Below are 26765 nucleotides of genomic sequence, written 5' to 3' on the forward strand. Positions count from 1 at the left end.
TTGCAATTTGGTAAAGCAGGTGTTATACGCTGAGCGATTCAGCGTTTTTACAGATACAGCAAGTTTGGTGAACTTGGGTTTTTCGATACAAGAAGGTCAATGTCTTTCTTTGGGTATTCCCAACAAAGAAGAGCGTAGGTTGTTTCTATATGCTCTTTTTGGCGTGGTACCGATGATGGACGGCATCTTAAGATTTAAGGGCCAGGCCATTGAGGAAGAACTGCCGTCTGCCCGTTTATCCTATGGTATGAGCCTGATTTTACCAAAGTCGGAAGGAGAAGAAATCTTTCCAGATGAGCGGGTGTTTAGTCATAGTGTCATGGGCTACAAACGGTCCTTCTGGGGTGATTCCGGCATAGACTATCCTTGGATTGGAAACAAAAAGAGCATGCAGCAATTTCGGCGCAGAAACCGCATCTTTACCAAGAAGGGTCAGAAACCTAGCCTAATCATTTACTATGAACCGAAAAAAGAATGTGACAGCCTTGAAAAAACCTTTCGAGAAAGCATGCTTTCATTTAAAAAAGACGGAGGAGCCGTCTTGATTATTGATAAAGAAGTGTATACGTCGAGTGGTATGGACCATGCTGGCCTCATCTGTGGGGGCAGAATGCTGGGCATTGTTGAAAACAATGAAGAGGACTTGAAGAAACTCTGGTCTATGGGAGGCGCAAAGGACGATGCGTAAACTGTCAATCGAGAGCAAGGTTACCTTGATCTATAAGATTATGCGAGACAATATTTCGACCGGACTTTGGCATGAGGGAGACCAGTTTTCATCTTTCGATGTTGCTAGAAAATACGGTATTGGTCGTACTACGGTAAATGACGCCATCAAGATTCTTGAAAAGAAGGGCTTTGTAGATATCCTGCCCAATGTAGGGTTTAAGGTCAGTGCTATTACGGTGCAGAGCATCCGGGAATACTTGGAGGTGCGTTTGGCTATTGAGCTGATTGTTTCTAAGTATTTGCAGACCAGTGATAAGCCTATGGAGGTTGGGCATATTAAGGACCGCTTTAGACTTGCAATTACCAGTTTTAACCTGGGACAGCACGAAGTAGCCTTGCAAGGCATCGAAGAATACCATTTGTCCATCGCAGAGATGTTAGAGTCCAAGTCAGTTCGTAATCTGTTGATTGAGACAGAGGACTTGGAATATTATATTTTAAATCAAATCATGGTTAAGAATCCAGAATGTTTTGTTCAAGTGTTGGAATTCAAGCAAGAATACTTGGACCGGATTGAAGAAAAGAATGTGGAGAGTAGTCAAGAAGTGCTAATCAGAAAAAAAGAAGTCATAGAAGAATGTATTGTAGAAATTTTAGCGAGGGAGGGTGCCGATGAATAAGGTTCGAAAACGGTATGAAATTAATAACTATCCTCTGTCGCCTATTCCCCAAGAGGCAAGAAGCAAATGGATGGGGCTAAGTATTATTTGGGCGGGATTCATCTTAACGGTGTCCAATTTTTTAACTGGCACTTTGATATCGGAAGGACTAACGCTCAGTAGCAGTTTTGGTGCAATCGTTCTTGGAAATAGTTTGCTGTTTTTGGTAGCCATGGTTATGGGATTTATTGCCCAGGAAACGGGACTAAGCGCAACCTACCTGTCCCGCTATGCTTTTGGAATTCGAGGCTCTAAAATCATTTCCCTGCTTTTTTCGCTATCCTTTATCTGTTGGTCTGCAATCGGTATTGGTTTGGCGGCCAAATCTTTGGGCCATTATACAGGCTGGAATGTTGTATTTCTATCCCTGGTGATGACGGTCCTATTTGGCTTGACGGCGGTGTATGGCTTTCCCGGTATGGTCCGAATATCCTCGATATCCGTCCCCATCGTTGTACTGATTTCGTATTTTGGAATCCGTCAAATTTTAGCTGTCGGGGAAATTGAGTTATCTACCTTGATGCTCCTAAAACCGACTGAAACCATGCAATACGGTCGAGCAGTATCCATTGTTGTAGGGTCTTGGATTGTCGGTGCCGTTGCTGCACCAGATATTTTACGATTTGCCCTGCGGAAACGGGATGTCCTGATTACCATGCTTCTTACTTTTGTACTGCTCAATAGCCTTCAGACTGGAATCGGTGCCATCATGGGTCTAGTAGTGGGTAGTCCTGATCTACCAGATATCTTGTTCCATCTGGGATTTGGTTTATTTGGATCCCTCCTCTTGATTTTCTTGTCATGGACGACAGCCGATAACAATTTGTACGCCTCAGGCCTTGGCATAGCCAACTTTTTGGACCGAGGGGAGCGAATTAAAACGACTACCGTATCCATCGTATTAGCCGGTGTGTTGGCAGTAGGTGGAATGTACAATTACCTGGGCCAATTTTTGGCCTTGGTGTCACTGGTTTTTGCACCGATTGGTGGGGTAATCATTGTGGATTTTTACCTGCATCGTGCGGGACTTATCCAGCATGCGCTGTATTATCAGGGAATTAGGTGGCGGGGAATCATTTCCGTTCTAGCAGGAATCCTGATAGGGCTTTATATTGAATCGCCTATGCCCTTTGCCACGGCCTTTTTGACTGCGGGATTGATTTACCTCTTGATCTGTGTGGCAAAAATATATCTAAGTAAGTCCCAAAAGGAAATTTCCGAATAGATTCATAGGGGACGTAAGACTAGTCTTACGTCCCCTATGTGTTTTTAGTGAAAAGAGGGCGTGGGATCTTTCGAAAAAAGGAGTAAAAAAGGTATGTACTACTAGACAAATGAGCTTAAGTACTTTATTATTAAGTGGTAACCGGACTACCTAACCGGTGTAACGATGATATTAGGACATTTGTCTTATTATACCAAGTGGCTTATTCCCCCCCGAAACTCCCTTGTACGGGAATATGCCAAAGCAAGATGGAGCTTTTGGCTCCATCTTTTTTTTAAAGAAGATTGCCATTCAAGCTAGTATTGGCTATGATGTTCTAAAATGATAGAGAAGGTTTTGGTGTAAGGAATGGAATTAAAGAAGTTTTATAAGTCATTGATTATGTTGGGGGTTCCGATTGCCCTACAGAATTTAATCATCAATGGACTTAATTTTGTGGATACGGTAATGATTGGCCAGCTGGGTGGCCTAGAAATTGCGGCTGTAGGTCTGGCCAACCAGGTATATTTTGTTTTTTCTGTTATTCTGTTTGGTATTGTAAGTGGAACGTCGGTGTTTACGGCCCAGTTCTGGGGAGATAAGAATATTCGGGATTTCAATAAGTATACAGCCTTGGGACTTATTGTTACTGTGATTCCGACCCTGATTATGTCGGGACTTGCTTTTTTTGCACCGCAACAACTCATGGGTTTGTTTACACACGACCAGGCGTTGATACAGCTTGCCAGCAGATATCTGCATATTGCCAGCTTCAGCTACTTGTTTACCGGGGCTGCCTTTTTGTATGAGACCGTTATGAAGTCGGCTGGTAAGGTGCGTTTTCCCCTGTATGTTTCCATTGTGGCCTTTGGTGCCAACACGCTGTTAAACTATCTGCTAATTTTTGGCAAGCTTGGTCTTCCGGCCATGGGCGTGGAGGGGGCAGCTCTAGCCACCGTCTTTTCAAGAATCATAGAATCTACCCTGGTTTTGGGATTGGTATTTGGAAAACAGTTGCCAGGTGCTGTGCACAAGAATAGTTTTAAAAATATTAGCAGAAAAGAATGGTTGCGTTTTACCAATATAGTGGGACCTGTGATTCTTAATGAGGCACTGTGGGTTATCGGAGTAACGCTCTACATGATGGTCTACGGGCGAATTAGTGCCCAAGCCGTAACGGTTATTTCCATCACCTATACGGTTGAGAGGGTATTGCAAACCCTGTATTTTGGAATAGGTGGTGCAGCGGCCATAATGATTGGCAACACCCTGGGGGGGCGTGACAGGAAACTTGCCCAGCTTAATGGTGGGCGCTTGCTTCGAACCTCCTTCTTGAGTGGCTTGGTTTTGGGGATTCTAATTATTTTCTTGGCGCCAGTCGTTATTATGCCATTCAAGGTTTCTGGTGCGACAGCAGGATTGGCGATTAAGACTATTCGTATAATGGGTCTGCTGATGGCAGCCCGCAGTTTCAATATTACCCTGATCACTGGGGTGCTCCGGGCTGGTGGAGATACCAGGTATTGCCTGATGCTAGATACAGTCGGTGTTTGGGCTGTTGCTTTACCATTAGGAGCTCTCGCAGGACTGGGCCTCAAGCTATCTGTGGAATGGGTTTACCTAGCCTTTTTCTCAGAAGAAGCATTTAAAATAGTAGTGGGTTATTTGCGCTTTAAATCAGGTAAGTGGATTAACGTATTAACGCAGTAGCCTCGTATGGTTAGACGAACCTACTGTAAGACGTGCTATACTAAAATGAAGTAAAATATTTTGGAGGGACTATGGTTTTAGTAACGGGGGGAGCCGGCTACATCGGCTCACATACATTGGTAGAATTGCTTTTGGCTGGCTATGAGGTGGTGGTGTTAGATGATTTATCCAACAGCTCAATGCAAGCACTTGACAGGGTAACGGAAATTACCGGCAAATGCTTTGATTTTGTAAAAGTGGACTTGTTGGATATAGCAGCCTTGGAACAGGTATTTGAGAAGTACTCCTTTGATGCAGTAATCCATTTTGCGGGAAAAAAGGCAGTTGGAGAGTCCGTAGAAAAACCACTTCTATATTACGAGAATAATGTTTGCGGTACGATGAACCTACTGAAAATGATGAAGCGCTACCAGGTGAAACGCATGGTGTTTAGCTCTTCTGCTACGGTTTATGGCGATCCGGACTGTGTTCCCATAGAGGAATCGGCAAGACTGCAACCGACCAATCCGTATGGTAGGACCAAGTTGATGATTGAACAAATCCTAATGGATTTGAAGAATTCTTGGGATGATTTTTCGGTGGTTAATCTTAGATATTTTAATCCCATCGGCGCCCACGAGAGTGGAAAAATCGGTGAAAACCCTTCGGGAATCCCCAATAATTTGCTCCCCTTTGTGGCTCAAGTTGCCATTGGCCAAAGAGACCAGCTAACGGTGTTTGGGGCAGACTATCCGACAATAGATGGAACCGGCGTGCGGGACTATATACACGTAATGGATCTAGCCAAGGGCCATCTCTTGGCATTAAAAAAAGTGGAAACCGAAAAAATGCAGGGTCTATATAACCTGGGAACGGGCAAGGGTTATTCTGTTTTACAGATTGTTAAAGCCTTTGAAGAAGCTTCCGGACGAAAGATTCCATTCGAAATAAGCGCTAGGCGTCCGGGTGATATTGCCGTTTGTTATGCTGACGTAACAAAAGCGCGTGAGGAACTGGGCTTTATTGCCCAAAAGGGTTTGGCTGAGATGTGCCAAGACGTTTGGCGATGGCAAGAAAATAATCCAAGAGGATATACCAAATAGGAAAAAGGAGAGCAAATGTGCTCAACGGGTTCGGTTTTGAGGTGCATATTTTAAAATCACAAGAGAAAACACACATTAATTCACAACGGAATTCACACGAGAATTCACATGGTATTTCTCAAGAGGCGACGAATATTCATCGCTTCTTTTTTTATCGATTCCAAACGTTAGAATTCAATTTTTTGATTCTCACCTCACTGCGAAATTCATATACCACCGAATTGTGCATCATAGAGCGCAACAACCGCTGTTGTGCATTAAAAGATGCAATAATATCAACTTCATTTAAAAAACAAGTACCAAGAGCTTTAAGGCCCCGCTATTGGCCGCATGGGACTTTCGCACAAACCCCATGGATTGATTCCTATCCATGGAAGGGCAAGATCGTTATCTTGCATGCATAACATAAATTATTTTTTCGCAATTTAAAGAAACGATACCTCTATCTATGTATTATATAGTGCATAATTGGCGATTATGGTATTGCCACCGCATCACCGACATTACCACCAATCGAAATGCACTAAAATAGGCTAAAGAAAACCTTGGCCCTTGGAGATGGATTTAGACGTCTTCATTCCGACGAGCGTCTTGCAAAAGGAATCTCCGAAAGTAGATCCAAATTGAGCTGGGTCGCAATCGGCAAGCAATATTCTGCCTATCGAAATTCGAATTCACACGGATGATTTCACTCTAGCGCACAAGATTTGATCTAGGGCCTCAGTTGGCTAATTTTTCACTTATCGAAACCTCTTACAAGCGCCTTTGAGCCGATTTTCGGTACTAAAAACGTACATCATTAGTAACGAATCTTGCTACTCAGTCGCTTTCTTCTTTGACATTTCGTTACTAAAAGTATATATTATTAGTAACGAAACGACGAGAGAGGTGATTATTGTGACTCGCGAAATGATCCAAAGATTAATTGAAGAGCATATAAATAATGAAAGAAATGGCGATCTCTTTACAATTCAGGATTTTCTAGATTACGGCAATTACGACGCCGTAAAAATGGCTTTGTCGCGCCTCAACAAAAAAGGCGTGTTAATCAGAGTCATCCGTGGAGTTTATCAAAAACCAAATTATAGCGATTTTCTGAATGAATCAATTCCAGCGTCTCCAAATGAACTCGCTAAAGCATATGCAAAAAATTATAAATGGAAAATCATCCCCAAAGGCGATACGGCTCTGAACATTCTTGGGTTGAGCACTCAAGTTCCGGCAGTGTATAACTACGCATCTAGTGGACCGTACAAAAAAATTGAATACAATGGCATGACCATTAGATTTAGTACTAAGACAAGTCGCGAAATCACAGAGCTATCTTACAAAGAGGGTCTTTTAATAGAAGCGATTAAAGCATTGGGAAAAGGAAAAATTTCAGATATTGATCGATCAAGAATCTTCGAAAAATATTCATGCTGCGAATTATCATCATTGCTTGATAACAACAAAAATATTAGACGATGGATCTTTGATGAAATTCTTGAAATTATTGAGTCTAATGGAGGATGCAATGAGAGAACTTGCGAAAAGAACTAGAAAAGACCTTTCGGACCTATTTCAAGCGGTTGCCTCAAAAAAGGGAATAAGTGATGCAATCATCGAAAAAGATTTTTGGGTGTGTTGGATGATAGACATTCTGTTCCGATCATCAGAGTATTCTGACCATCTAGCCTTCAAGGGCGGAACCAGTCTTTCGAAATGTTATGATGTGATAGAAAGATTCTCAGAAGATATCGATTTAATTCTTGATTGGCGAGTAATCGGCTTAAGATTGAACGAACCCTGGGAAGAAAGATCAAAAAATAAGCAAGACATCTTTAACAAGAGCACCAATGAAAAAACAGCTATTTTTCTGCGCGAAAAGTTTCTGAAATCATTGCAAGAAGACCTCGCTAATGAAAAAGTCGAAGGATGGAGTTTGTTCATCAATCAAGATGATCCCTTTACGATTCATTTTTCGTATCCTCGATCATTCCAAAACCCCGCTTTGGTTCAGGAAATACGGCTGGAGCTAGGATGTCTCGCTTCATGGACACCTACAAAAGAACTAGAAATCATTCCATATGCTGCTAATTATTATCCCCAACTCTTCACAACTAATTCCACTTCAGTGAGGACGGTTGAAGCAAAAAGAACGTTTTGGGAAAAAGCGACCATTCTACATAGAGAGGCTCATCGCCCGATAACTTCTAATTTACCAGCTAGATATTCTAGACATTATTATGATTTGTACATGATGCTACACAGTCCAATTAAAGAATCCGCTATAGCTGACCCGGAACTATTAAAAGAAGTTGCAGAATTTAAAGAGAAATTTTACATCTGCAATTGGGCAAAATACGGGGAATGCACTTTTAATGATATTCTCCTCAGTCCACCTGATTCGATCAAGAAAACACTCATGACAGATTACTCTAGCATGCAAAGCATGATATACGGACAGCAAATTCCTTTCGAGGAAATATTACAAGGAATAGCGGCTTTTGAAAAGGAATTAAGAAAATTTGGCGAATAAACCCTTTATCATGAGCACTATGATTATGATAAAAAATCTTTCAAACTAGTAGTTATGCTGGTATTTGTGATCTAGGTTTTTCTGAACCTTAGGCAACGATAAATGGCCAATAGAAAGTTGTAAGAGAGCGAAATTCCGCTCTCTTATTTTTGTGCAATTCACAAACCAATTCACAAGCCAATTCACGCGTTAACGCTGGAGTTAACAAGCAATAGTTATGTGAAAACCAATGTGAATTCTATTGTGAAAACGGGTGTGATTTTGGGAGTGAAGGGGCTGAGGTGTAGTAAAATAGCGGGTCCACAATAATGTGAACCCCGCTGTGATTTCTAGTGCGATTTTCTTGTGATTTTACCTGTGATTTTGAAATATGCACCTCAAAACCGAATCCGTTGAAATGTGCTCTCCTTTTTTTACAAACTAAATAAAAACATACTGGCCATGAGTAGGATAAACATGTAGGCGGTATTGTAGAAGGGAATCTTTGTTTCCCGAATACGGTGCATCAAGGGTGTTGCCTTATCCGAAAAGATTAGATAGCGTGTAATTAGATAGGCCATACCGGCAAGTGCTACCCATTGCAGCATCTTATTTTTATCCACCAAATGAATGACAGGGAATTCTGCTTGTAGCAAATCTCCTAAAAAAGCATAGCTGAAGGTTAAGAGAATACAGGTAAAGGCCAGGGTAAACATGGGGATATTGATTTGTGCCTTTCGTGGTATATACTTTCCTTTCATATGTGGTGTGAAAGCCATGCTTTCCTTGGTATCTGGAAAGAAGATTTGTGAGAATTTCATGAAGGAAACCATGGTTCCAAGATTAATCAGCTGGAAAAGATAGAAGAAGAAGGGTCTTCCTTCCAACTCATGGGCGATGATGTATTTGCCTAGGTAGCCGTTAAAAAAGGGCGTTCCCGTGATAGCCAGGATTCCTACAAACATGGCGATGGACAGTAGTGGAAAGCGCTTGAATACGCCTCTGATTTCAACTACTCGTCTGGTCCGGTAGTGGTTGATGATTACGCCGGCACCCATGAAAAGCAATGACTTAAACATGGCATGGTTGAATAGATGAATCAAGCCGCCATAGTAGATGTCGGTCTGAATGCTGGAAATACCAATCAAGATGATTCCCACCTGACTGATGGTGTGAAAGGCCAAAATCTGTTTGATATCCTTTTGGGAAATGGCAAAGGCAATTCCTGTTAAAGCGGTAATGAAGCCTAAATAGAAGTAGAAGTCCCCAAGCGGGCTGCCACCAAAGAGTTCTTGTATTCGGATGAAGCCATATAGTCCACCTTTTACCAAAAGACCAGAGAGCAAGGCCGAGATAGAGGCTGGTGCGCTACCATGGGCTCTAGATAGCCAGTTGAAGGTAGGGAAGAAGGCTGCTTTTACAGTGACGGAAGCACTCATTAAAATATAGGCTGTGGTGATGGCGAGACTAGGGGGCAAGGCCTGTAGTCGGCTGCTGGCCAAATCCCAGTTTAGGGTACCGGTCAATAGGTAGATGATGATGAATCCCATGAGGTAGGTAAGCATGCCCATGGAATTGATTAACAGGTAGTAGAGACCGGAACGTAGAGACCAACCATCTTTTTTGTAGACGACGAGGATGGTGGAGAGGATGGTAATGATATCGATAAAGATGAAGAAGGTAAATAGATCATTGACCATCAAGAGCCCTAAAAAGGTGCCCTCCAGAAACAACAGGAAGAATAAAAATTTGTTGTCCTTGCCATGGAATTCCCAGGCATAGAGTAGTACCAGCCACCAAAGAAAGATGGACAGCCCGATAAAGGCTAGGGACAGATTGTCAATCTTAAAGGCTATCCCAGAGGCTAAGGTCCAATCTCCTAACACGAAGGTCTGGTTGTTGATCTCGGGAAATACTAGAATAAGACGCAGGAAAATATAGCTCAAGAAAGCTTGCGCTGCAAAAACTAGATAATTGCTCCACCTGTTTTCCAAAATATAGATGAAGATGGCGGTAACAATCGGTGCAAAAACTAAGAAAAGAGGAAGGGTGTACATGTTAGCCCTCCCTTCTCGATAATTCATTCCACTCGAGCGTGCCGTAATGATGAAAAATCTTAATACTCATCATCAGGGCCAAGGAGGTGATGGCAGCTCCAATGACGATGGTGGTAATCACCAAAGCTTCTGGAGTTGGATCGACCATGGTAGAAAGCGGCGTCGGCATGACAGGTGGAAGCATCCCTGGCTGGTAGACCAAGGAAAGAAATAGGAGAATGATGCCAGTTTGCGTGATATTCAAGCAAATGACGGACCGTATGACGTTTTTGGCAGTAGCGAGTCCTACGAATCCAGTTAGGATGATGGCTAGAATTAGGAATGTTTCTAGTGAAAATATCATCAACGTCCCTCCTCAATAAATACGGCTACTACTGCGGTAAGACCGACCGCGACTTTGAGCCCAATAATCAGGTTCATGGCAATAAGGTAGAGTGCTGGCGGAGTCGGTAGGAAATAGTGGGTTAGCACTACTAGCAACAAGATGAAAAAGAGATTCTTTTCCACAATGACCAAGCGGTGGAGATTGATTGTGCGCGTTGGTTTGCTGAAATAGGTGATTAGAAAACCAGTCGTTAGGATGGCCCCACCTTGGAATCCGCCACCTGGAGAGGTAGCGCCATTTAAAATGATGTAGAAGCCAAACAGGATAATGAAGGGAAAGACCATTCTGGATACTTGAACGAGCAGTCTAGAATTTTTCATAGTGTCCCCCCTTGTCGCTTCCTGCGATGAAAATAATCCCGGTCACTGCAATCAACAGAATCCCCGCTTCAAAGATACTGTCGAAGATACGGTAGTCTAAGTAAATGGCCGTCACTGAATTCATGGCCCCGGTATCTTGTAAGAAATGCGACAGATAATAGTCTTTTAAATAGGGCGTAGAAAGAGTGAGACTTTCTTGCATGAAGCTCATATTTAGGGCCGTAAAAATAATGATCATGGCCCCAAGAAGAAAGAAGTACTTTAAAATACGTAGTGTGAAAATATGGCGCTTGACCAATCCATTCCACTGTTCCAGCCAGTTTGTAGTCTTCTTAGTCATCTGTTTCACCTTCTTCGATACTTTCTATGCGGGCATAGGCACAAGGGCTTTTCAGCAGTTGTTGTTTTAAGTCGTTGAAAATGTAGCTAGACTGCGAGCCTTTAAAAACATATCTCCTGTCGCAGGGCTTAACCTGATAGCTGATGCTGGTGCCAGAAAGAAAGCTGTCACGTTCCACAATCAAGTCGATATCCTTTTTAGAAAAAAGGAAGGATTCCTTTTCTGGAATTTCCCTCAAGACGACCAATTCTAGGTTTTTACTTTTGCAAAACTGCGATAAAAGCATGTGACCTGTCATACCCTGCTCGAGAAAACGATCCTTGGTATTGTCGATTACGATGTATTTTTTTTGTCTGGTGATGCTGATTACATAAATTAGGGGTACAACGGCAGCCCCAATCGCAAGTTCGGCCATGGCTACATCTGGTGCCTGATAAAGAAAGTACAGTAAGGAGGAAATGACGGAAAACACCGATAGCATGATGATAGCCCGAATGATGCTCTTGGAAAAGATGATGGCAAGCACAATAACCAGTAGAAAACTTAAAAAAGCGATGCGCATATCAGTCCTCCTTCTTTTTGTCTTGTAGACCGATACCGTTACGCCTAGCGGAACGAGCAATTAAGTGCGACGTAATGGGGTTCACGACTAGAAGAAAAGCCAATAGCACGAGCATTTTACCGGAACTAGCCAGGTTGCGATCAACGAGAATTATGCCAGTAAAAAGCAGCAAAATGGCAACGGTATCAGCCAAGGCCGATAAAAGAAAGCGGCTATAAATATTCTTAAGAGCAATGAGTCCATAGGCCTCTACTAATAAGAAAAACCAAGCAAAAAAGAAACCAGCATAGCCTAGTATTAGGGGGACGGTTAGATTATTCATGGTCGTTTCTCCCTTCTGCTAGATAGTTGGCAATCAGGATAATGCCAATATAACCGATGATGCCATAGGTAAGAGCGACATCCAAGAGGTATTCCAACTGATTGTAGTGGGCAAATAAGGCAAGGATCATCAGTCCCTTTACTGAAATCAGGTTGGCTGCCATGAGCCGGTCCCAGGAGGTTGGCCCCAAGAGCAAGCGGAATAGTTCTCCCATCATGGATAGAACGATAATCAGGATGCTAATATTTAATAGATTCATGGGCGCTCCTTTCGTTTTAGCTTCTGGAAGGGCTTTTCATAGGCGGCAATAATATCGTTTTCCATGATAGCAGTACCCTTTTTTCCGGCGTTGATGGATAAAACACTCAGTACTTGGTCGTCACCAATCTCTAAGGTGATGGTGCCAGGTGTGAGGGTTATGGCATTGGCTACTAAAATTACAACTAGGGGATTGTCTGTAGTTAGGTGTACATTGAAGATGATGGGGTCATCTTGATGACAAAAAACAACTTGGACCATGGAGAAAGCACTGATCATGATGTTTCCAAGTAGATTTAGGAAATACGAAAAAAAGCCCAAGATAAACCGGTAATCAACATTGATACGGTAAATGTCTTGGAATAGGTAATCCGAAATTTTTTTAATGATGGCACTGAAAAAAAGACCGATGAGCACCGTTTGTACGGTGATGTCAGGCGAGAATCCTAGCCAAAAGGCTAGGAGCAACAGTATGAAGCCGAAGCGGCTAATTAAAGAATTCAAAAAGTCGCGCATACGTTATACCTCTCTCTCTTTAATAATAGCATAGGGTGTTGAGCGTAGTCTATACTTTCCTTTCAAGCTTTCGATTCTATCTTACCAAAGGGGCTGATTTTGTTGAAGGATGAGGATATACTGTAGAGGAGTACAAGATTGGTATTTACTAGTTGGAGGAAAAGATGAAAATGAAAAATAAGAGCCTAAGCATAGTGTTGGTAGTCTTGTTTGTTGCCCTATGTTTTTTGACTGTTAAGGTGATTGCCCTGGAAAAAGAAATGAAGGACTACCAAAAGAAATGGGAAAGCTTGGAAGAAGGAACAAATATCGAAGTAGTATTGGAGGCTTTTGAGGGCTTGGATATTCGACAAATGCATAGTGATCTCACCTATTTGCAAGCTTCTACCGAAGTATTAAATGACCTGGTTTTGAATAAGGATGCTTTTACGGTATACGTTGGTAGGGGAATAGAAGGAAAAGCTGACTTCCAAAGCACGGATGGCACTATTGTGGAGCTTGATTTTCATCCGGATGCTCGAACTTTCGTGGTTGGGCAGTATTCCTATGTTGAAGAGGATATCAAGAATTTCATAGAAAATATACTCTACTACCCAGAGGGGAATTCAACCATCATTGTGGTAGACGGTAAGGTAAAATATCTGTTTCAAGGAAACCTACTGGAGTAGTTACAGCCCCATAGCCCTGGGGCTGTTCTATTGTTGGAGACAAATGAGTAAAAGAGAATAATCTAGTCTAATAGGTCGTAACCCAACCATAATTGCCTTATAATATAAGGGCCGGATAGACCGTATCTATTTTTATCGTGTTTAGAGGGCCATAATTTGGTATAATGGGAAAAGATTGTTTAAAAAAGGGAGATAAAATGAATTTACTGGAAAACCTTAATCCTGCCCAACGAAAGGCAGTAGAACATATAGACGGACCACTTCTGATCTTGGCAGGAGCTGGTTCAGGAAAAACCAAAGTCCTAACCACAAGAATAGCCTATATGCTAGACAAGGGTGTGAATCCTGAGGAAATTTTAGCCATAACCTTTACCAATAAGGCAGCCAAGGAAATGAAGCAACGTGTAGAAAGGCTAGTAGGTGCGGACAAGGGACGCAAGCTCTTTGTTTCTACCTTCCATTCCATGGGCAATCGAATTCTCAGAAGACATATTAATAAAATGGGATATGACAATAATTTTGCCATCTATGACCGCGACGATAGTTTGAAGTTGTTGAAAAAGGTCGTCAAGGAGTTGGACTTAGATCCCAAGAAAAATACCCCACGGGCTATGCTAGGGGGCATTTCCGATTTAAAAAATCAATTTAAAACACCCAAACAGGCTTTAGAGCAAGCAACAGACTACCATGACGAAATTGTAGCAAGGGTTTTTCAATCCTATTCAAAGCAACTCAAGAGTGCCAACGCACTAGATTTCGATGATTTATTGGTTATGTTGCTGAAACTCTTGATGGAACACGACGATGTGCGAGACTACTATACCAATAAGTTTCGATATATATCTGTTGATGAGTACCAAGATACCAACTATGTACAATACCGCCTGGTCCGCATTCTAGCGGGCAAACATCGCAACCTGGCTGTAGTTGGAGACCCTGACCAGTCCATTTATGGCTGGCGTGGTGCCGATATGCAGAATATTTTGGATTTTGAAAAAGATTATCCAGATGCTGCCGTCATCACGTTAGACCAAAACTATCGTTCTACCGGTTGTATTCTAAGAGCCGCCAATGGGGTTATTTGCAATAACGCAGAACGCAAGGAAAAAAATCTTTGGACGGATAAGGGCGAAGGTGTACGTCTTAAGGTATATGAAGGTCAGGATGAGAACCATGAGGCATGGTATATTGCAAACGAAATTGCGAAATGTATGAAAGCGGAAAATCGGAGTTACTTGGATTTTGCAGCCCTCTACCGTACCAATGCACAGTCCAGGGCACTAGAGAAAGCCATGATCAGGCAAAATATCCCCTACCGTATTTATGGAGGCACTTCTTTCTATGCTAGAAAGGAGATTAAGGATATCCTGGCTTATCTACAAGTATTGAACAATCCCCACGATTTTGTAAATTTAGGCCGGATCATCAATGTACCCAAACGAGGCATCGGGGTAGCGACGGTAGACAAGATCTTGGCCTATGCCGCAGCCAATGAGGTAAGTGCCTTGGAGTCGGTAAATCTGTTGGATACCGTGGGCAGTGGTCCAAGAAATAAATTAAAAGCCTTCTATAAGATGATGCAAAAATTCCAAGAACAGGTAGACAAGGTGCCGCTGACGGCCCTAGCGGAAGATATACTCAAGGAAACGGGGTATGTGGATGCCTTAAAGAAAGAAGGCACAACAGAAGCCGTCAACCGGATCGAGAACCTACAGGAATTTTTAAGTGAGACCTTAGAGTTCGATAAATATGCAGAAGATAAGCGCTTGGAGGAATTTTTGGCAGCCACAAGCCTATATACAGATTTGGATGCCAACAAAGCCTCGGGCGACGAAGTGACACTCATGACCTTGCATGCAGCAAAGGGACTGGAATTTCCCGTGGTCTTTCTGGCCGGCATGGAAGAAGGCATTTTTCCTCATCAACGAGCTCTGTATGACGACAGAGAAATGGAAGAGGAACGTAGATTATGCTATGTAGGCATTACCCGGGGGATGGAGAAGGTATACATCACGAGGGCTTGGCAGAGAAACATGTATGGCATGACCAAATACAACCAACCATCTCGCTTTATCGAGGAAATACCTGCCGACTGTATCAAGATGAGCTTTGAACGTAAAAAAGAGCAGAAAAAACTTAAAAATCAAGAACAGGAAACAGCGAGTATTGGTGAGATATCCGATTTCCGCCTAGGCGACAGAGTGATTCATGCAAAATTTGGTGAAGGCACCGTGGTTAAGACGGATGGAACGGGAGCTCAGATGGAGCTGTCCATCGCCTTTCCTGGACAAGGAATCAAGATTTTCATTGCCGAATACGCTCCGGTACGCAGAGCGGACTAAATTAGTGGGGAGGAAGCATGTTGGATTTAACAAAAGCTTCAGTGCGCGTGCAAGCGTTGCGCGATTTGATTGCCCAATACAACAAGGAATACTATCTTAAGGACGACCCCAGCGTTTCCGATTTTGAGTATGACATGCTTTTACGGGAACTGGAATCCTTGGAAAAACAGTTTCCAGAATTAAAAGAATCCATCTCTCCTACTGAACAGGTGGGCGGTGCAGTTGCAGACGGCTTTGGCCAATACCAACATAGAAACAAGCTATATAGTTTAGCCAATGCGATGAACACGGAAGAGCTGAGGGAATTTGACAAGCGTTGCCGTGATGTATTGGGACCAGATGTAGTCTACATGGCCGAGATGAAAATCGATGGCCTATCGATGGCTCTCATCTATGAAGAGGGCAAGCTTACCATGGCTGCCACTCGTGGAGACGGACTCACGGGCGAGGATGTAACCAAGAACGTGATGCAAATTGCAGACATTCCGAAGTCGTTGGGTACAGGGGCTCCGAAGGTATTGGAAGTTCGAGGTGAGGTATACCTCCCCAAAAAGGCTTTTGCTCGCATCAATGAAAGACGAGAAGAGGAAGGTGAAAAGCTTTTTGCCAATCCTCGAAATGCAGCAGCGGGTACGATTCGCCAGCTTGACCCTGCCGTAGTTAAGAAACGAAAACTCGGTTCCTTTATCTATGATATAACTCATATAGAAGCAGAACCAATACCCTTTAGCAACCAAGAGCATGCCTTGGCTTGGCTTTCGCAAGAAGGCTTCTCAGTGGAAAAAAATGGTTGCCGGATTGCTGGAATAGAAAAGATGATTGCCTTTTGCGAGTCCTGGATTGAGAAGAGGCATACGCTAGACTACGAGATAGATGGAATCGTGATCAAGGTAGATAAGTTGGCGGACCGAGAACGATTGGGTTTTACCAACAAGAGTCCCAAATGGGCAATCGCCTTCAAGTTTCCGCCAGAACAAGCGGAAACCACCTTACTGGATATTGAAGTCAATGTGGGCCGGACGGGAAAACTAACACCGACAGCGGTATTTGAACCGGTGCAATTGGCTGGCACTACGGTTTCTAGAGCTTCACTCCACAACCAAGATATTATCGAAGAACGAGATATCCGCATTGGAGATAGGATTCTAGTGCAAAAAGCAGGTGATATTATTCCGGAAGTATTACACTCCCTTCCTGAGAAGCGCCTGGCTAATTTAGAACCATATCATTTGCCAGACACGTGTCCAGTCTGTGGCTCACCAACCATACGACTACCGGAAGAATCGGCACTTCGCTGTACTGGCGGCCTCGTTTGTCCGGCGCAAGTAAAGCGGGGGCTGGTCCACTTTGTTTCTAGAAAAGCAATGGACATTGACGGGCTGGGTGAAAAACAGTTGGACCAGTTATTTGAAGAAGGGTTGGTTAAAAATGCAGCCGACCTGTATGGACTCACGTCTGACGCACTGCTCGTGTTAGACCGCATGGGTAAAAAAAGCATAGAAAACCTGCTTGCGGCTATCGAAAACAGTAAAAAGCAGGACCTTAAAGGATTAATTTTTGCCCTGGGTATTCGCCATGTGGGCGAGAAGGCATCCGCAGTTTTAGCAAGACAATTTGGTTCTTTGGATGCTTTGATTGAAGCCAAAGAAGAAGAATTGGTGGACATCCAAGACGTAGGCATTAAGGTTGCCTCCAGCATTGTGCACTTCTTTTCGCAGCCCAACAACCGTGAGGTCATTGAGCGACTGAGAAGAGCTGGCGTGAATTTCTCATCGCGCGAGCAAATGCAAGACAATAAGCTGGAGGGACAGACTTTTGTTCTGACCGGGACACTTAGCAACTACACGAGGCAAGAGGCCACAGATTGGATTGAATCCCATGGTGGAAAAGTGACCAAGTCTGTTAGCAAGAAGACGACCTATGTAGTGGCTGGCACGGACGCGGGTTCAAAGCTTACGAAGGCAAGGAATTTAGGGGTAGAGGTTATCTCTGAAGAAGAACTGATGGCGCTACTATAAGACGCTATGGATTATAAAGAAATGAGGGAATTATGATTACCTTAGAGAATATCAGTTTATCCATGGATACGGAACATGGAAAAACGCAAATCTTGCATGATATCAATTTGGATTTAGAAGACCACAAATTCTATGTCTTTACTGGCCCCAATGGAGGAGGAAAGTCTTCACTGGCCAAAGTAATCATGGGCATCTATAAACCCGATACCGGGCGTGTTCTTTTAGACGGCAAAGATATTACGGCCCTAGATATAACCCAAAGGGCAAAACTGGGTATTGGGTTTGCCTTTCAGCATCCGCCACGTTTCAAGGGACTGACAATCGGCAAGCTATTAACCTTGGCTGGCTGGGACCCTAAAAAGGATCCTATGTGTTCAGTGCTTAAGGTGGTTGGCCTTTGCCCGGATAATTATTTGAAAAGGGAAATTGATGATTCGCTATCTGGTGGAGAGTTGAAACGGATTGAAATAGCCAGCATTTTAGCCAAAAAGCCGAAGTTCTCTATTTTCGATGAACCAGAGGCGGGCATCGATTTGTGGAGCTTTAGCCGATTGACCGAGACCTTCAAAGACTATCATAGCAATGGCACTTCAAATGGTATGCTCATCATCTCGCACCAAGAGAGAATTATGGAACTGGCCGATGAGATTGTCTTGATATCTGGCGGTAAAATTGATAGGCGCGGCACCAAGGATGAAATCTTGAAAAAGATTTTACATACAGATGCCTATTGTGACTTTACGTGCGACAAGGAGATTAACTATGGACAAAACAGCTAAAGAACTGTTGCAGAAAGTTGCCGATATCAAAGAGGTACCGAAAGGTGCTCATAGCATACGGGAAGATGGCGGATCCTATAGCCTTTATTCCACGGAAACCGTGAAAATTAAGGCCCGAGAAGATAAGATGGGCATCGACATTCATGTCCTGCCTGGAAGCAAAGGGGAAACGGTGCATATCCCGGTTATTATTACGGCAAGTGGACTCAAGGAAAGAGTCGTCAACACCTTTTTAATCGGAGAAGGCGCAGATGTGAACATTGTGGCTGGTTGTGGCATCCACAACTGTGGTACAGGCGATTCGCAGCACGATGGTTTACATACCTTTCATTTGGAAAAAAACGCAAAGCTTAAATATACAGAAAAGCACTATGGTGAAGGAGATGGCGGTAAGAGATTTCTGAATCCTAAAACGGAGTTAGTTCTAGAGAAGGGTTCGCAGGCTATTTTGGAAATGGTGCAGATCGAGGGCGTAGATGATACGACTAGAGAAACGGTCGTGGAGCTTGAAGATGATGCCAGCCTGCTCATCCAAGAATCGATGCTTACGGATAGTCAGCAAAGGGCCAAGAGTATCGTGGACATCATTTTAAAAGGTGAAAATGCAGATGCCCAGATTATTTCCAGAAGTGTGGCCAAGGGCAATTCTAGACAGGAATTTGAATTAAAAATGACGGGACGCAATCATTGTCGTGGACACATCCAATGCGACTCGATCATCATGGATTCGGCACAAGTCTCTAGTGTTCCGGAAATTCGAGCAGAACATGAGGGCGCTAGCCTGATTCACGAGGCAGCCATTGGACGGATTGCAAGTGACCAGCTAATCAAACTGATGACCCTGGGCCTAAATACAGAGCAAGCAGAAAAAGTTGTAATTGAGAGCTTCTTGAACGAAGAGGTATAGTCTACCCAGAATAGGGGTTTTCTGATACAATACAGAAGGATTTTTAAGAAAAAGGCGGTGAAAATATGTCCATCAGCAAAAAAGAAGTTGAACACGTTGCCAAACTGGCACGTTTGGAACTAACGGAAGAAGAAAAAACATTGTATACCGAGGAACTGAATGCTGTTCTTGGATTCATGGACACTTTGAATCAATTGGATATCAGCCATGTGCCTCCGACCAGTCACGTGCTGGATATCAAAAACGTATTCCGAGAAGATGTAGTGGAGCCTTCGATGGAACCTGAGGAAGTGGTAGCCAATGCTCCAGCGGCTAAGGACAACCAGTTCCGTGTGCCCAAAATTATGTAGCGAGGTAATAAACATGAAATTTCATGAAATGAGTGCCCACGAACTAAGTGAATTGATGGTGAAAAAAGAAGTCAGTTCCTTGGAAATCGTGAGCGAGCACTATGAACATATTCGTACAGTAGAACCCAAAGTACAGTCCATGGTAAGTCAGACGGAAGAGTTGGCGATAAACCGGGCAAAAGAAATAGATGCAAGGCGGATTATGGGTGAAGAACTTTCTCCCCTGGCAGGTATCCCGATGGGAATCAAGGATAATATTTCCACCAAAGGTTATACGACGACTTGCAGCTCCAAGATGTTGGAAAACTATGTGCCGGCGTATGATGCCCATGTAATGGAAAAATTGAATGCTGCAGGTGGCGTTATGGTAGGAAAGCTCAATATGGATGAGTTTGCCATGGGGTCCTCAACGGAGAATTCTAGATTTTTCCCAACCAAAAACCCTTGGAATTTAGACTGTGTACCGGGAGGATCGTCAGGTGGTCCGGCAGCCTGTGTGGCAGCGGGAGAAGCCGTGTTCTCTCTTGGTTCAGATACGGGTGGATCAATCCGCCAACCAGCTTCCTTGTGTGGTCTGGTGGGCTTGAAGCCAACCTATGGTAGAGTATCTCGCTATGGCCTGATTGCGTTTGCATCTAGCCTAGATCAGATTGGTCCTTTTACCAAAGACGTAGAAGACTGTGCGCTGGTTATGGAGAGCATTGCCGGCTATGACAAAAGAGATTCCACATCAGCAAATGTTGAAGTACCCCGGTACCGTGATTTTCTAAATCAAGATGTAAAGGGTATGAAAATTGGTGTACCGAAGGAATATTATGGTGAAGGCCTAGATGAGGGAACCGTTGCTTTGGTTCAAGAAGCCATTGAGACCTTTAAAAAACTAGGTGCAGAGGTAGAAGAAATTTCCATGCCTTACACCAAGTACGCCCTTCCGGCATACTATATTATTGCACCAGCTGAATGCTCCTCCAACCTAGCTCGTTTTGACGGTGTGCGCTATGGCTACCGTGATATGGAAGCGGAGGATGTGTACTCCATGTATACGAGGACCAGAGCCGAAGGGTTTGGTCATGAAGTTAAGAAGAGAATTATGCTGGGTACGTATGCACTCAGCTCAGGCTACTATGATGCCTATTACAAAAAAGCCCAACAGGTCCGCACCTTGATTAAACAAGACTTTGACAAGGCTTTTGAAAAATTTGATGTATTGCTTACCCCAACGGCTACCGGACCTGCCTTTAAGTTTGGCGAAAAGACAAAGGATCCATTGAGTATGTATCAATCCGATATTTGTACTGTAACCATCAACATGGCAGGCGTACCTGCGCTGTCCATGCCTTGTGGATTTATTGATGGCCTGCCCATCGGTATGCAACTGATCGGGGCGCCCTTTGCAGAAGGCACTATTCTAAAAGCAGCACATGCCTATGAGCGCGCTACGGATTTCCATACCAAACGTCCGAATCTGGAGGTGGAATAATGACACAATATGAAGCTGTCATAGGACTTGAGGTCCATGTAGAGCTGAAAACCAAAACCAAGATATTCTGTTCCTGTTCAACTGAATTTGGAGGAGAACCCAATACCCATGTTTGTCCAGTTTGCTTAGGCTTGCCGGGCGTTTTACCAGTACTGAACAAGCAAGTGGTTGAGTTTGGCATTCGTACAGGTTTGGCGTTGAATGCCCACATCAATGGCTACAATAAATTTGATAGAAAAAACTACTATTATCCGGATTTATCTAAAAACTTCCAGACTTCTCAATTTGATCAACCCATTTGCGAGCATGGTTCGCTTGCAATTGAATTGGAAGATGGAAGGACGAAGGTCATCGGTATAACCAGAGCACATATGGAAGAAGATGCCGGTAAATTGGTCCACAACGGGAATACCATCATGACCTCTAGTGGTTCCCTAGTAGACTACAATCGTGTGGGTGTACCCCTACTTGAAATTGTTTCTGAACCGGATATTCGTTCTTCAGAAGAAGCAAGGGCTTATGTTGAGGAATTACGAAAAATTATCCGTTATATCGATGTTTCCGACTGCAAGATGGAAGAAGGCTCACTTCGGGTAGATGCCAATGTATCGGTACGCCCGGTGGGCAGAGAAGCCTTCGGTACCCGGACTGAAACCAAAAACATGAACTCCTTTAAGGCCTTAGAACGGGCGATTGATTATGAGATTTCCCGTCAGATTGAAGTGATTGAAGCAGGCGGTGTTATCGTACAGGAAACCAGAACCTGGGATGATGCCAAAGGCATTACCCTTTCGATGCGTAGCAAGGAAGAAGCCCACGACTACCGCTATTTCCCAGAGCCGGACCTAGCTCCAATCGTCATATCAGATGAATGGATTGAAAAGGTTAAAAATGCTCTGCCTGCCTTACCGGCTGAGCGCAGAAAGCGTTTGATTAGTGAAGATGGTCTATCTGCCTACGATGCGATGGTGATTACCGATACGCTGGAAATGGCCGAGTTCTATGATGGCGTTCGGGCCAAGGTGGATGACCCCAAAACGATTGCCAACGTACTGATGGGAGACTTCTCAAAAGCCTTGAATGCGAAAAACATAAAGGTAGATGAATCCAAGGTCAGCCCAAAAGACGTAGCGGAACTGATCAAACTGATGCATGATGGCACCATTAGTGGAAAAATTGCCAAACAAGTGATTCCAGAGATGGTGGAAACGGGAAAAACCCCGAAACAAATCGTGGAAGAAAAAGGTTTGGTTCAGGTGAACGACGAAGGCGCAGTGGAGGCAATCGTAGAGGAAGTACTTGCTGCGAATCCCCAGTCTGTTGCCGACTACAAGGGTGGCAAGGGCAAGGCGATTGGATTTTTGGTCGGTCAGGTTATGAAGGCCAGCCGAGGCAAAGCCAATCCCGGTTTGGTTAATAAGATTTTAAAACAAAAGCTTGATGCTTAATTTGTATGAAAGGTGCCACGAACGGTGGTGCCTTTTTTATTGCAAAATACTAGCGAAAAGCAATGATGCGTCGAGAGCTCAGATGCCGGACGCGACTCGGTGCCTGGGCCGAGGGAATGGACCCGTGATTTGTTTTGTAAAAAAAGCAAATAAATACTTTTTGCTGGGAAAACTGTGAATTTATGTAGATATATTTAAATAATTAGAGTAATATAGAGTGAGACTAAACACTGGAGGAATTTGATGTTAGGTGATAAAATTCGCAAAAAGCGAAGTGAAAAGAATTTAAGCTTAAAGGAACTGGCGGAGAGAATTGGTCTGACGGCTTCCTTTTTAAGTCAAATTGAACGTGATTTGGCTGAACCTTCCATCTCATCACTTAGAAAGATTGCGAAAGCATTGGATGTGCCGATTTTCTATTTCTTGATAGACGATCAGAAATCCAGTCCCGTAGTGCGTCGTTCAGAACGAAAGACACTGAAACTACCGGAATCCCACTTGATTTATGAATTACTGACACCAGATGTAAACCGGGCGATGGAATTATTTATTGCGCGTATTGAACCCAATACAGATGTAGGAGAAGAAGGATCAGTCCACCCTGGTGAAGAGTGTAATTTGGTAATGCAGGGAACGATGGAGATTAAGATTGGCGAACAGACCTATACGCTTCAGGAGGGTGATAGCATTTATTACTTTGCCTCCTTGCCCCACAGCATTCGCAATGCAGGGGAAGACGAGATGGTATTTTTGTCTGCCATTACACCACCGAGATTTTAATAGCCGCCTAGTGCGGCTTTTTTTGTACCAGGATGCGCAAATGCAGGAAAGTGGTATAATAGAATCAATCGTTATGTTTTAATGAGGAGAACGATATGGAGCATGAATTATTGTTAACCAATTGGCTGATCGCGGGTGATGAAAAGGTACACTATTTCATCGGTGGAGGCGGTAAGACTAGTACCATCCGGCATGTGGCGGAGACCTGCCTTGAAAAAGGTCTAAAGGTGCTCATCGCTACGACCACCAAGGTGCTAATAAGCGAGTTTACGGATTACCACACCTTGCAGGTTGGGGATCGACTGACCAAGCAGGACTTGGAGGCTTTGCGGGCAATCTGGCGAGCGGGAGAAATTCCAGTTCTCTACAGATCCACTTGGCCTGAAAAAAAGAAATACCTTGGGCATGAACCAGAAGTGTTAGAAGCCATCAGACGTCAGGTGGAAGAATATCTTCACGAGCAAGTTATCCTGCTTGTGGAAGCAGACGGTGCTCGGAACCGTCCTTTGAAAGCGCCCTACCCTCATGAACCGGTTATCTCTGAAGAGGGAAATGTGGTTGTACTAATTGGAAGTGAAGTTCTAGGAGAAAGACTAGACCCAGATATGGTATATGGCTATGAAAATATTCTGAAGGTGTTGCGAAAGGATGCCCCCTTTATCCTAGGGGCAGAAGAACTTGCAAATCTTGTCGTACATCCTGAAGGATATATGAAAGGTGTGCACAATAAAAAACGTCTTAAAGTAATTTTCAACAAATCCGAATCCCAAGAAAAGAGGAGCTTCGCCTTAGAATGTAAGAGACTTCTTGAAAAGAGGGGGGTTGACTGCAAAGTCATCTCACTGTTGGCTAAAAAGGAATACGAGATGTGCCTGGCAACGCTAGTTCTTGCTGCTGGTACAAGCAGCCGCATGGGCCGGGACAAGCAGACCCTCTCCTGCGGAGAAATGAACTTTTTAGAAAAAACGGTTTCCCTTTACCAGGACTTTGGGGAGGTTTCCGTAGTTTTGGGACACAATCTAGATGAAATCATGGCACAAAGTTCACTTCCGGGCGTGCAAATCATAGAAAATCCAAACTATAGGCAGGGCATGGGAAGCTCCTTGGTTGCCGGTGTGCAGGCCTTGCAGGAACTCAAGCTGGATGGTATTTGGATTACCTTTTGTGATATGCCGCACCTGAAAGAGGAGACGTTGGCAAAACTCTACCAATATGTGCTTGCCAATTCGAATCGCATTGTGTTGCCTAGCTATGAGGGAAGAAGGGGCCACCCCGCCTATGTGCCAGCAGATTTATTTTCTGAATTGTTAGCGGTTCAAGGAGACGTAGGTGCAAGAGAAGTACTGAAGCGTCATGAGGACAGGATTACCTTTTGTCCGGTCCTTGATCAGGCCGTAATAGAAGATGTAGACCAAAAAGAGATTTTAGAGCATGTACGTGAAAGAGAGGCATGGAAATGAAAATTGTAGTGAAAGGCGCCGGAGATCTTGCAACAGGCGTCGCTTATGTACTCAAAAGAGCTGGCTTTCAGGTCGTTATGACGGAAATCGCAGAACCCACAGTTATTCGTAGGACGGTATCCTTTGCGGATTGCATGTATAAAGAGAAGGCTGTGGTGGAAAATATGGTAGCCAAACGAGCTGATTTTTCAAACTACCAAGAGATACTAGCGGAAAATAGCATTCCCGTACTGGCGGACCCTGAGGCCAAGATTATTCAAGAGTTTCAACCGCGAGTCGTAGTAGACGCCATTCTTGCCAAAAAAAATCTTGGAACCAGTATGGATGATGCGGAACTGGTTATTGGATTGGGCCCAGGCTTTTGTGCCGGCAGGGATGTTCATGTGGTGATTGAGACCATGCGGGGACATGATTTAGGAAGAATTATTCTTAAAGGGGAAGCACTACCCAACACCAATACACCGGGCATCATCGGTGGCCGAAGTGCAGATAGGGTGCTAAGAGCACCGAAGGAAGGACTTTTCAAGGAAATTGTACAGATTGGCGACTATGTAAAAGAGCATGAACTGGTTGCCGAAGTAGATGGTAATGCAATTAAGGCTCCTTTCGATGGTGTAGTGCGAGGACTGTTGAAAACTGGCTTGGCTGTATTTCCTGGCATGAAGGTGGGAGATGTTGATCCTAGACCGGTACAGAAGAATTGCTACAGCATATCCGATAAGGCGAGAGCACTAGGTGGTGCAACCTTGCTTGCGGTGATGGAACAATTGGGAGGGATTGATGGATTTTCAGATCATTAAGGAGATTGTAAACAACAAAGGTAGGGAAATGGCCTTGGCTACAATTATTCAAGCCACTGGCTCGACCCCTCGTCATGAGGGGACGAACATGCTGGTCTTTTCCGATGGAAGCTTTGTTGGAACGGTGGGGGGCGGAACCGGCGAAGAACGAATTCGCCAGTTTGCTCTTAGCGTGATTAAGGATAAAAAGAATGCGATCTCTCAAATCACGTTGCAAGACGATATAGCCATGAAAGAAGGCATGATTTGTGGGGGCACCATGAAGACCCACGTGGAGTATGTACGGGAGACAAAAACCTATGAAAGGATTCTGTCTTTGCTAAACAACAAGGAGCAAGGTATTCTCTTTCGTGATTTGGAAGGAGATAAAAAGATTCTTGTTTCTGAAAAAGAAGCCAAGAACCAGTCGGAACTGGCCCGTGAATTGCTGCCGGATGAACTTTTGACGAGATTGTTACACCGTGATAAGTTTTGTGTCAAAGGTCGGTGGGTGATTGAGGCAGTTACGCCGTATGAAAAGATGGTGGTATTTGGGGGTGGACATATCTCGATACCGCTTACGGAGATGGCTTCTCGCTGCGAGTTTGAGGTGACTGTCATAGATGACCGTCCTGAGTTTGCCAATAAGGAACGTTTTCCATGGGCAGATTTAGTCCTATGTAAACCCTTTGAGAAGGCGTTGTCTGAGATTGGTTTTGATACGGCTACCTATGTGGTGCTAGTTACTAGAGGGCATGCCTACGATATGATTTGTCTTAGAGAAATATTGAAGAATCCGTGTAAGTATATTGGAATGATTGGATCTAAGTCTAGGGTAAAAACACTTCTTAACAATTTAGAAGAAGAAGGCTATGACAGGGAACTGTTGGATTCAATCTATACACCGATTGGATTGCCAATAGGGGCGGAGACCACGCAGGAAATTGCCATTTCTATTATGTCTGAAATTATTGCGCTTAGACGAGATCGGATTGCTCATTTCTCATAATTTCGAGATTACTATCTGGATAAAAGCGGCTCCTGCTGGTGTTTTTATCAAATAATGAAATTAACCGGGTTGAAATTTGAAAATATAAGTTAACTTATATT

The 26765-nt window shown here is 43.7% G+C and carries 27 protein-coding genes; 19 read left to right on the top strand and 8 right to left on the bottom strand.

All coding sequences use genetic code 11. The features are described 5' to 3' along the window. Window positions 1-7 precede the first annotated feature (7 nt). From JR334_11490 to JR334_11520, 7 genes are all read left to right on the top strand, one after another. On the top strand, window positions 8-688 hold the full coding sequence (locus JR334_11490) for a hypothetical protein (GenBank protein ID QRN85553.1): 681 nt from the start codon (window positions 8-10) through the stop codon (window positions 686-688). Further along, window positions 681-1349 carry a GntR family transcriptional regulator gene (locus JR334_11495; GenBank protein ID QRN85554.1) on the top strand — a complete coding sequence of 223 codons (669 nt, stop codon included), beginning with the start codon at window positions 681-683 and terminating at the stop codon, window positions 1347-1349. Before JR334_11490 ends, JR334_11495 begins: the two co-directional genes overlap by 8 nt. Next, complete coding sequence (locus JR334_11500; protein ID QRN85555.1) at window positions 1342-2613, top strand: cytosine permease; 1272 nt, start codon at window positions 1342-1344, stop codon at window positions 2611-2613. Before JR334_11495 ends, JR334_11500 begins: the two co-directional genes overlap by 8 nt. 348 nt (window positions 2614-2961) lie before the next feature. Further along, the gene (locus JR334_11505; protein QRN85556.1) at window positions 2962-4302 is read left to right on the top strand and encodes an MATE family efflux transporter; all 1341 of its coding nucleotides are present in this window, start codon (window positions 2962-2964) and stop codon (window positions 4300-4302) included. A gap of 71 nt (window positions 4303-4373) precedes the next feature. Next, a complete protein-coding gene (gene galE, locus JR334_11510; GenBank protein ID QRN85557.1) occupies window positions 4374-5384 on the top strand; it encodes a UDP-glucose 4-epimerase GalE in 1011 nt (336 codons plus the stop codon). Between the two features lie 897 nt (window positions 5385-6281). Then, complete coding sequence (locus JR334_11515; protein ID QRN85558.1) at window positions 6282-6926, top strand: type IV toxin-antitoxin system AbiEi family antitoxin domain-containing protein; 645 nt, start codon at window positions 6282-6284, stop codon at window positions 6924-6926. Then, window positions 6901-7905: a nucleotidyl transferase AbiEii/AbiGii toxin family protein gene (locus tag JR334_11520; GenBank protein QRN85559.1), complete on the top strand. Its 1005-nt coding sequence runs from the start codon at window positions 6901-6903 to the stop codon at window positions 7903-7905. Before JR334_11515 ends, JR334_11520 begins: the two co-directional genes overlap by 26 nt. A 413-nt stretch (window positions 7906-8318) precedes the next feature. Here the strand turns inward: JR334_11520 and JR334_11525 are convergent, their stop codons facing one another. Genes JR334_11525 through JR334_11560 form a run of 8 tightly spaced genes read right to left on the bottom strand, consistent with a single transcriptional unit; the run spans window position 8319 to window position 12644 of the window. Then, window positions 8319-9941, bottom strand: a complete 1623-nt coding sequence (locus tag JR334_11525; protein QRN85560.1) for a hypothetical protein — start codon at window positions 9939-9941, stop codon at window positions 8319-8321. Window position 9942: 1 nt separating this feature from the next. Then, window positions 9943-10284: a cation:proton antiporter subunit C gene (locus JR334_11530; protein QRN85561.1), complete on the bottom strand. Its 342-nt coding sequence runs from the start codon at window positions 10282-10284 to the stop codon at window positions 9943-9945. Continuing rightward, window positions 10284-10646, bottom strand: coding sequence for a sodium:proton antiporter (locus JR334_11535; GenBank protein QRN85562.1), 363 nt, complete (start codon window positions 10644-10646; stop codon window positions 10284-10286). Before JR334_11535 ends, JR334_11530 begins: the two co-directional genes overlap by 1 nt. Then, on the bottom strand, window positions 10633-10986 hold the full coding sequence (locus tag JR334_11540) for a hypothetical protein (GenBank protein ID QRN85563.1): 354 nt from the start codon (window positions 10984-10986) through the stop codon (window positions 10633-10635). Before JR334_11540 ends, JR334_11535 begins: the two co-directional genes overlap by 14 nt. Then, window positions 10979-11548: a DUF4040 domain-containing protein gene (locus JR334_11545; protein ID QRN85564.1), complete on the bottom strand. Its 570-nt coding sequence runs from the start codon at window positions 11546-11548 to the stop codon at window positions 10979-10981. Before JR334_11545 ends, JR334_11540 begins: the two co-directional genes overlap by 8 nt. Before the next feature lies 1 nt (window position 11549). Continuing rightward, window positions 11550-11870, bottom strand: coding sequence for a monovalent cation/H(+) antiporter subunit G (locus tag JR334_11550; GenBank protein QRN85565.1), 321 nt, complete (start codon window positions 11868-11870; stop codon window positions 11550-11552). Further along, window positions 11863-12129, bottom strand: coding sequence for a pH regulation protein F (locus JR334_11555; GenBank protein ID QRN85566.1), 267 nt, complete (start codon window positions 12127-12129; stop codon window positions 11863-11865). Before JR334_11555 ends, JR334_11550 begins: the two co-directional genes overlap by 8 nt. Continuing rightward, window positions 12126-12644 (bottom strand): Na+/H+ antiporter subunit E, encoded by a 519-nt coding sequence (locus tag JR334_11560; GenBank protein QRN85567.1) that lies wholly within the window; start codon window positions 12642-12644, stop codon window positions 12126-12128. Before JR334_11560 ends, JR334_11555 begins: the two co-directional genes overlap by 4 nt. 164 nt (window positions 12645-12808) lie before the next feature. Between JR334_11560 and JR334_11565 the strand changes: the two genes are divergently transcribed. From JR334_11565 to JR334_11620, 12 genes are all read left to right on the top strand, one after another. Then, window positions 12809-13312 carry a hypothetical protein gene (locus JR334_11565; GenBank protein QRN85568.1) on the top strand — a complete coding sequence of 168 codons (504 nt, stop codon included), beginning with the start codon at window positions 12809-12811 and terminating at the stop codon, window positions 13310-13312. 197 nt (window positions 13313-13509) lie between these two features. After that, on the top strand, window positions 13510-15654 hold the full coding sequence (gene pcrA, locus JR334_11570) for a DNA helicase PcrA (protein ID QRN85569.1): 2145 nt from the start codon (window positions 13510-13512) through the stop codon (window positions 15652-15654). Between the two features lie 17 nt (window positions 15655-15671). Then, on the top strand, window positions 15672-17672 hold the full coding sequence (ligA, locus tag JR334_11575; protein QRN85570.1) for an NAD-dependent DNA ligase LigA: 2001 nt from the start codon (window positions 15672-15674) through the stop codon (window positions 17670-17672). Between the two features lie 32 nt (window positions 17673-17704). Beyond that, window positions 17705-18451 (top strand): ATP-binding cassette domain-containing protein, encoded by a 747-nt coding sequence (locus JR334_11580; GenBank protein QRN85571.1) that lies wholly within the window; start codon window positions 17705-17707, stop codon window positions 18449-18451. Further along, window positions 18435-19358: a SufD family Fe-S cluster assembly protein gene (locus JR334_11585; protein ID QRN85572.1), complete on the top strand. Its 924-nt coding sequence runs from the start codon at window positions 18435-18437 to the stop codon at window positions 19356-19358. Before JR334_11580 ends, JR334_11585 begins: the two co-directional genes overlap by 17 nt. 65 nt (window positions 19359-19423) lie before the next feature. Further along, window positions 19424-19708, top strand: a complete 285-nt coding sequence (gatC, locus tag JR334_11590) for an Asp-tRNA(Asn)/Glu-tRNA(Gln) amidotransferase subunit GatC (protein ID QRN85573.1) — start codon at window positions 19424-19426, stop codon at window positions 19706-19708. Window positions 19709-19721: 13 nt separating this feature from the next. Next, the gene (gatA, locus tag JR334_11595; GenBank protein ID QRN85574.1) at window positions 19722-21188 is read left to right on the top strand and encodes an Asp-tRNA(Asn)/Glu-tRNA(Gln) amidotransferase subunit GatA; all 1467 of its coding nucleotides are present in this window, start codon (window positions 19722-19724) and stop codon (window positions 21186-21188) included. Then, the gene (gene gatB / locus JR334_11600; GenBank protein QRN85575.1) at window positions 21188-22636 is read left to right on the top strand and encodes an Asp-tRNA(Asn)/Glu-tRNA(Gln) amidotransferase subunit GatB; all 1449 of its coding nucleotides are present in this window, start codon (window positions 21188-21190) and stop codon (window positions 22634-22636) included. Before gatA ends, gatB begins: the two co-directional genes overlap by 1 nt. 243 nt (window positions 22637-22879) lie before the next feature. After that, window positions 22880-23416 carry a helix-turn-helix domain-containing protein gene (locus tag JR334_11605; GenBank protein QRN85576.1) on the top strand — a complete coding sequence of 179 codons (537 nt, stop codon included), beginning with the start codon at window positions 22880-22882 and terminating at the stop codon, window positions 23414-23416. Between the two features lie 95 nt (window positions 23417-23511). Next, window positions 23512-24876 carry a putative selenium-dependent hydroxylase accessory protein YqeC gene (gene yqeC, locus JR334_11610; GenBank protein ID QRN85577.1) on the top strand — a complete coding sequence of 455 codons (1365 nt, stop codon included), beginning with the start codon at window positions 23512-23514 and terminating at the stop codon, window positions 24874-24876. After that, a complete protein-coding gene (locus tag JR334_11615; GenBank protein ID QRN85578.1) occupies window positions 24867-25676 on the top strand; it encodes an EF2563 family selenium-dependent molybdenum hydroxylase system protein in 810 nt (269 codons plus the stop codon). The genes yqeC and JR334_11615 overlap by 10 nt, the downstream gene beginning before the upstream one ends. Then, the gene (locus tag JR334_11620) at window positions 25657-26664 is read left to right on the top strand and encodes an XdhC family protein (GenBank protein QRN85579.1); all 1008 of its coding nucleotides are present in this window, start codon (window positions 25657-25659) and stop codon (window positions 26662-26664) included. Before JR334_11615 ends, JR334_11620 begins: the two co-directional genes overlap by 20 nt. Window positions 26665-26765 lie beyond the last annotated feature (101 nt).

It is taken from the genome of Clostridia bacterium, from assembly GCA_016887505.1.
Lineage (GTDB): Bacteria > Bacillota > TC1 > TC1 > UBA5767 > UBA5767.

What these genes read in the sequence shown, in the direction of transcription:
- JR334_11495 (QRN85554.1), top strand. Translation starts at nt 681, where the DNA reads ATGCGTAAACTGTCAATCGAGAGCAAGGTTACCTTGATCTATAAGATT.
- JR334_11500 (QRN85555.1), top strand. Translation starts at nt 1,342, where the DNA reads ATGAATAAGGTTCGAAAACGGTATGAAATTAATAACTATCCTCTGTCG.
- JR334_11505 (QRN85556.1), top strand. Translation starts at nt 2,962, where the DNA reads ATGGAATTAAAGAAGTTTTATAAGTCATTGATTATGTTGGGGGTTCCG.
- galE (QRN85557.1), top strand. Translation starts at nt 4,374, where the DNA reads ATGGTTTTAGTAACGGGGGGAGCCGGCTACATCGGCTCACATACATTG.
- JR334_11520 (QRN85559.1), top strand. Translation starts at nt 6,901, where the DNA reads ATGAGAGAACTTGCGAAAAGAACTAGAAAAGACCTTTCGGACCTATTT.
- JR334_11525 (QRN85560.1), bottom strand. Translation starts at nt 9,941, where the DNA reads ATGTACACCCTTCCTCTTTTCTTAGTTTTTGCACCGATTGTTACCGCC.
- JR334_11530 (QRN85561.1), bottom strand. Translation starts at nt 10,284, where the DNA reads ATGATATTTTCACTAGAAACATTCCTAATTCTAGCCATCATCCTAACT.
- JR334_11535 (QRN85562.1), bottom strand. Translation starts at nt 10,646, where the DNA reads ATGAAAAATTCTAGACTGCTCGTTCAAGTATCCAGAATGGTCTTTCCC.
- JR334_11540 (QRN85563.1), bottom strand. Translation starts at nt 10,986, where the DNA reads ATGACTAAGAAGACTACAAACTGGCTGGAACAGTGGAATGGATTGGTC.
- JR334_11545 (QRN85564.1), bottom strand. Translation starts at nt 11,548, where the DNA reads ATGCGCATCGCTTTTTTAAGTTTTCTACTGGTTATTGTGCTTGCCATC.
- JR334_11550 (QRN85565.1), bottom strand. Translation starts at nt 11,870, where the DNA reads ATGAATAATCTAACCGTCCCCCTAATACTAGGCTATGCTGGTTTCTTT.
- JR334_11555 (QRN85566.1), bottom strand. Translation starts at nt 12,129, where the DNA reads ATGAATCTATTAAATATTAGCATCCTGATTATCGTTCTATCCATGATG.
- JR334_11560 (QRN85567.1), bottom strand. Translation starts at nt 12,644, where the DNA reads ATGCGCGACTTTTTGAATTCTTTAATTAGCCGCTTCGGCTTCATACTG.
- JR334_11565 (QRN85568.1), top strand. Translation starts at nt 12,809, where the DNA reads ATGAAAATGAAAAATAAGAGCCTAAGCATAGTGTTGGTAGTCTTGTTT.
- pcrA (QRN85569.1), top strand. Translation starts at nt 13,510, where the DNA reads ATGAATTTACTGGAAAACCTTAATCCTGCCCAACGAAAGGCAGTAGAA.
- ligA (QRN85570.1), top strand. Translation starts at nt 15,672, where the DNA reads ATGTTGGATTTAACAAAAGCTTCAGTGCGCGTGCAAGCGTTGCGCGAT.
- JR334_11580 (QRN85571.1), top strand. Translation starts at nt 17,705, where the DNA reads ATGATTACCTTAGAGAATATCAGTTTATCCATGGATACGGAACATGGA.
- JR334_11585 (QRN85572.1), top strand. Translation starts at nt 18,435, where the DNA reads ATGGACAAAACAGCTAAAGAACTGTTGCAGAAAGTTGCCGATATCAAA.
- gatC (QRN85573.1), top strand. Translation starts at nt 19,424, where the DNA reads ATGTCCATCAGCAAAAAAGAAGTTGAACACGTTGCCAAACTGGCACGT.
- gatA (QRN85574.1), top strand. Translation starts at nt 19,722, where the DNA reads ATGAAATTTCATGAAATGAGTGCCCACGAACTAAGTGAATTGATGGTG.
- gatB (QRN85575.1), top strand. Translation starts at nt 21,188, where the DNA reads ATGACACAATATGAAGCTGTCATAGGACTTGAGGTCCATGTAGAGCTG.
- JR334_11605 (QRN85576.1), top strand. Translation starts at nt 22,880, where the DNA reads ATGTTAGGTGATAAAATTCGCAAAAAGCGAAGTGAAAAGAATTTAAGC.
- yqeC (QRN85577.1), top strand. Translation starts at nt 23,512, where the DNA reads ATGGAGCATGAATTATTGTTAACCAATTGGCTGATCGCGGGTGATGAA.
- JR334_11615 (QRN85578.1), top strand. Translation starts at nt 24,867, where the DNA reads ATGGAAATGAAAATTGTAGTGAAAGGCGCCGGAGATCTTGCAACAGGC.
- JR334_11620 (QRN85579.1), top strand. Translation starts at nt 25,657, where the DNA reads ATGGATTTTCAGATCATTAAGGAGATTGTAAACAACAAAGGTAGGGAA.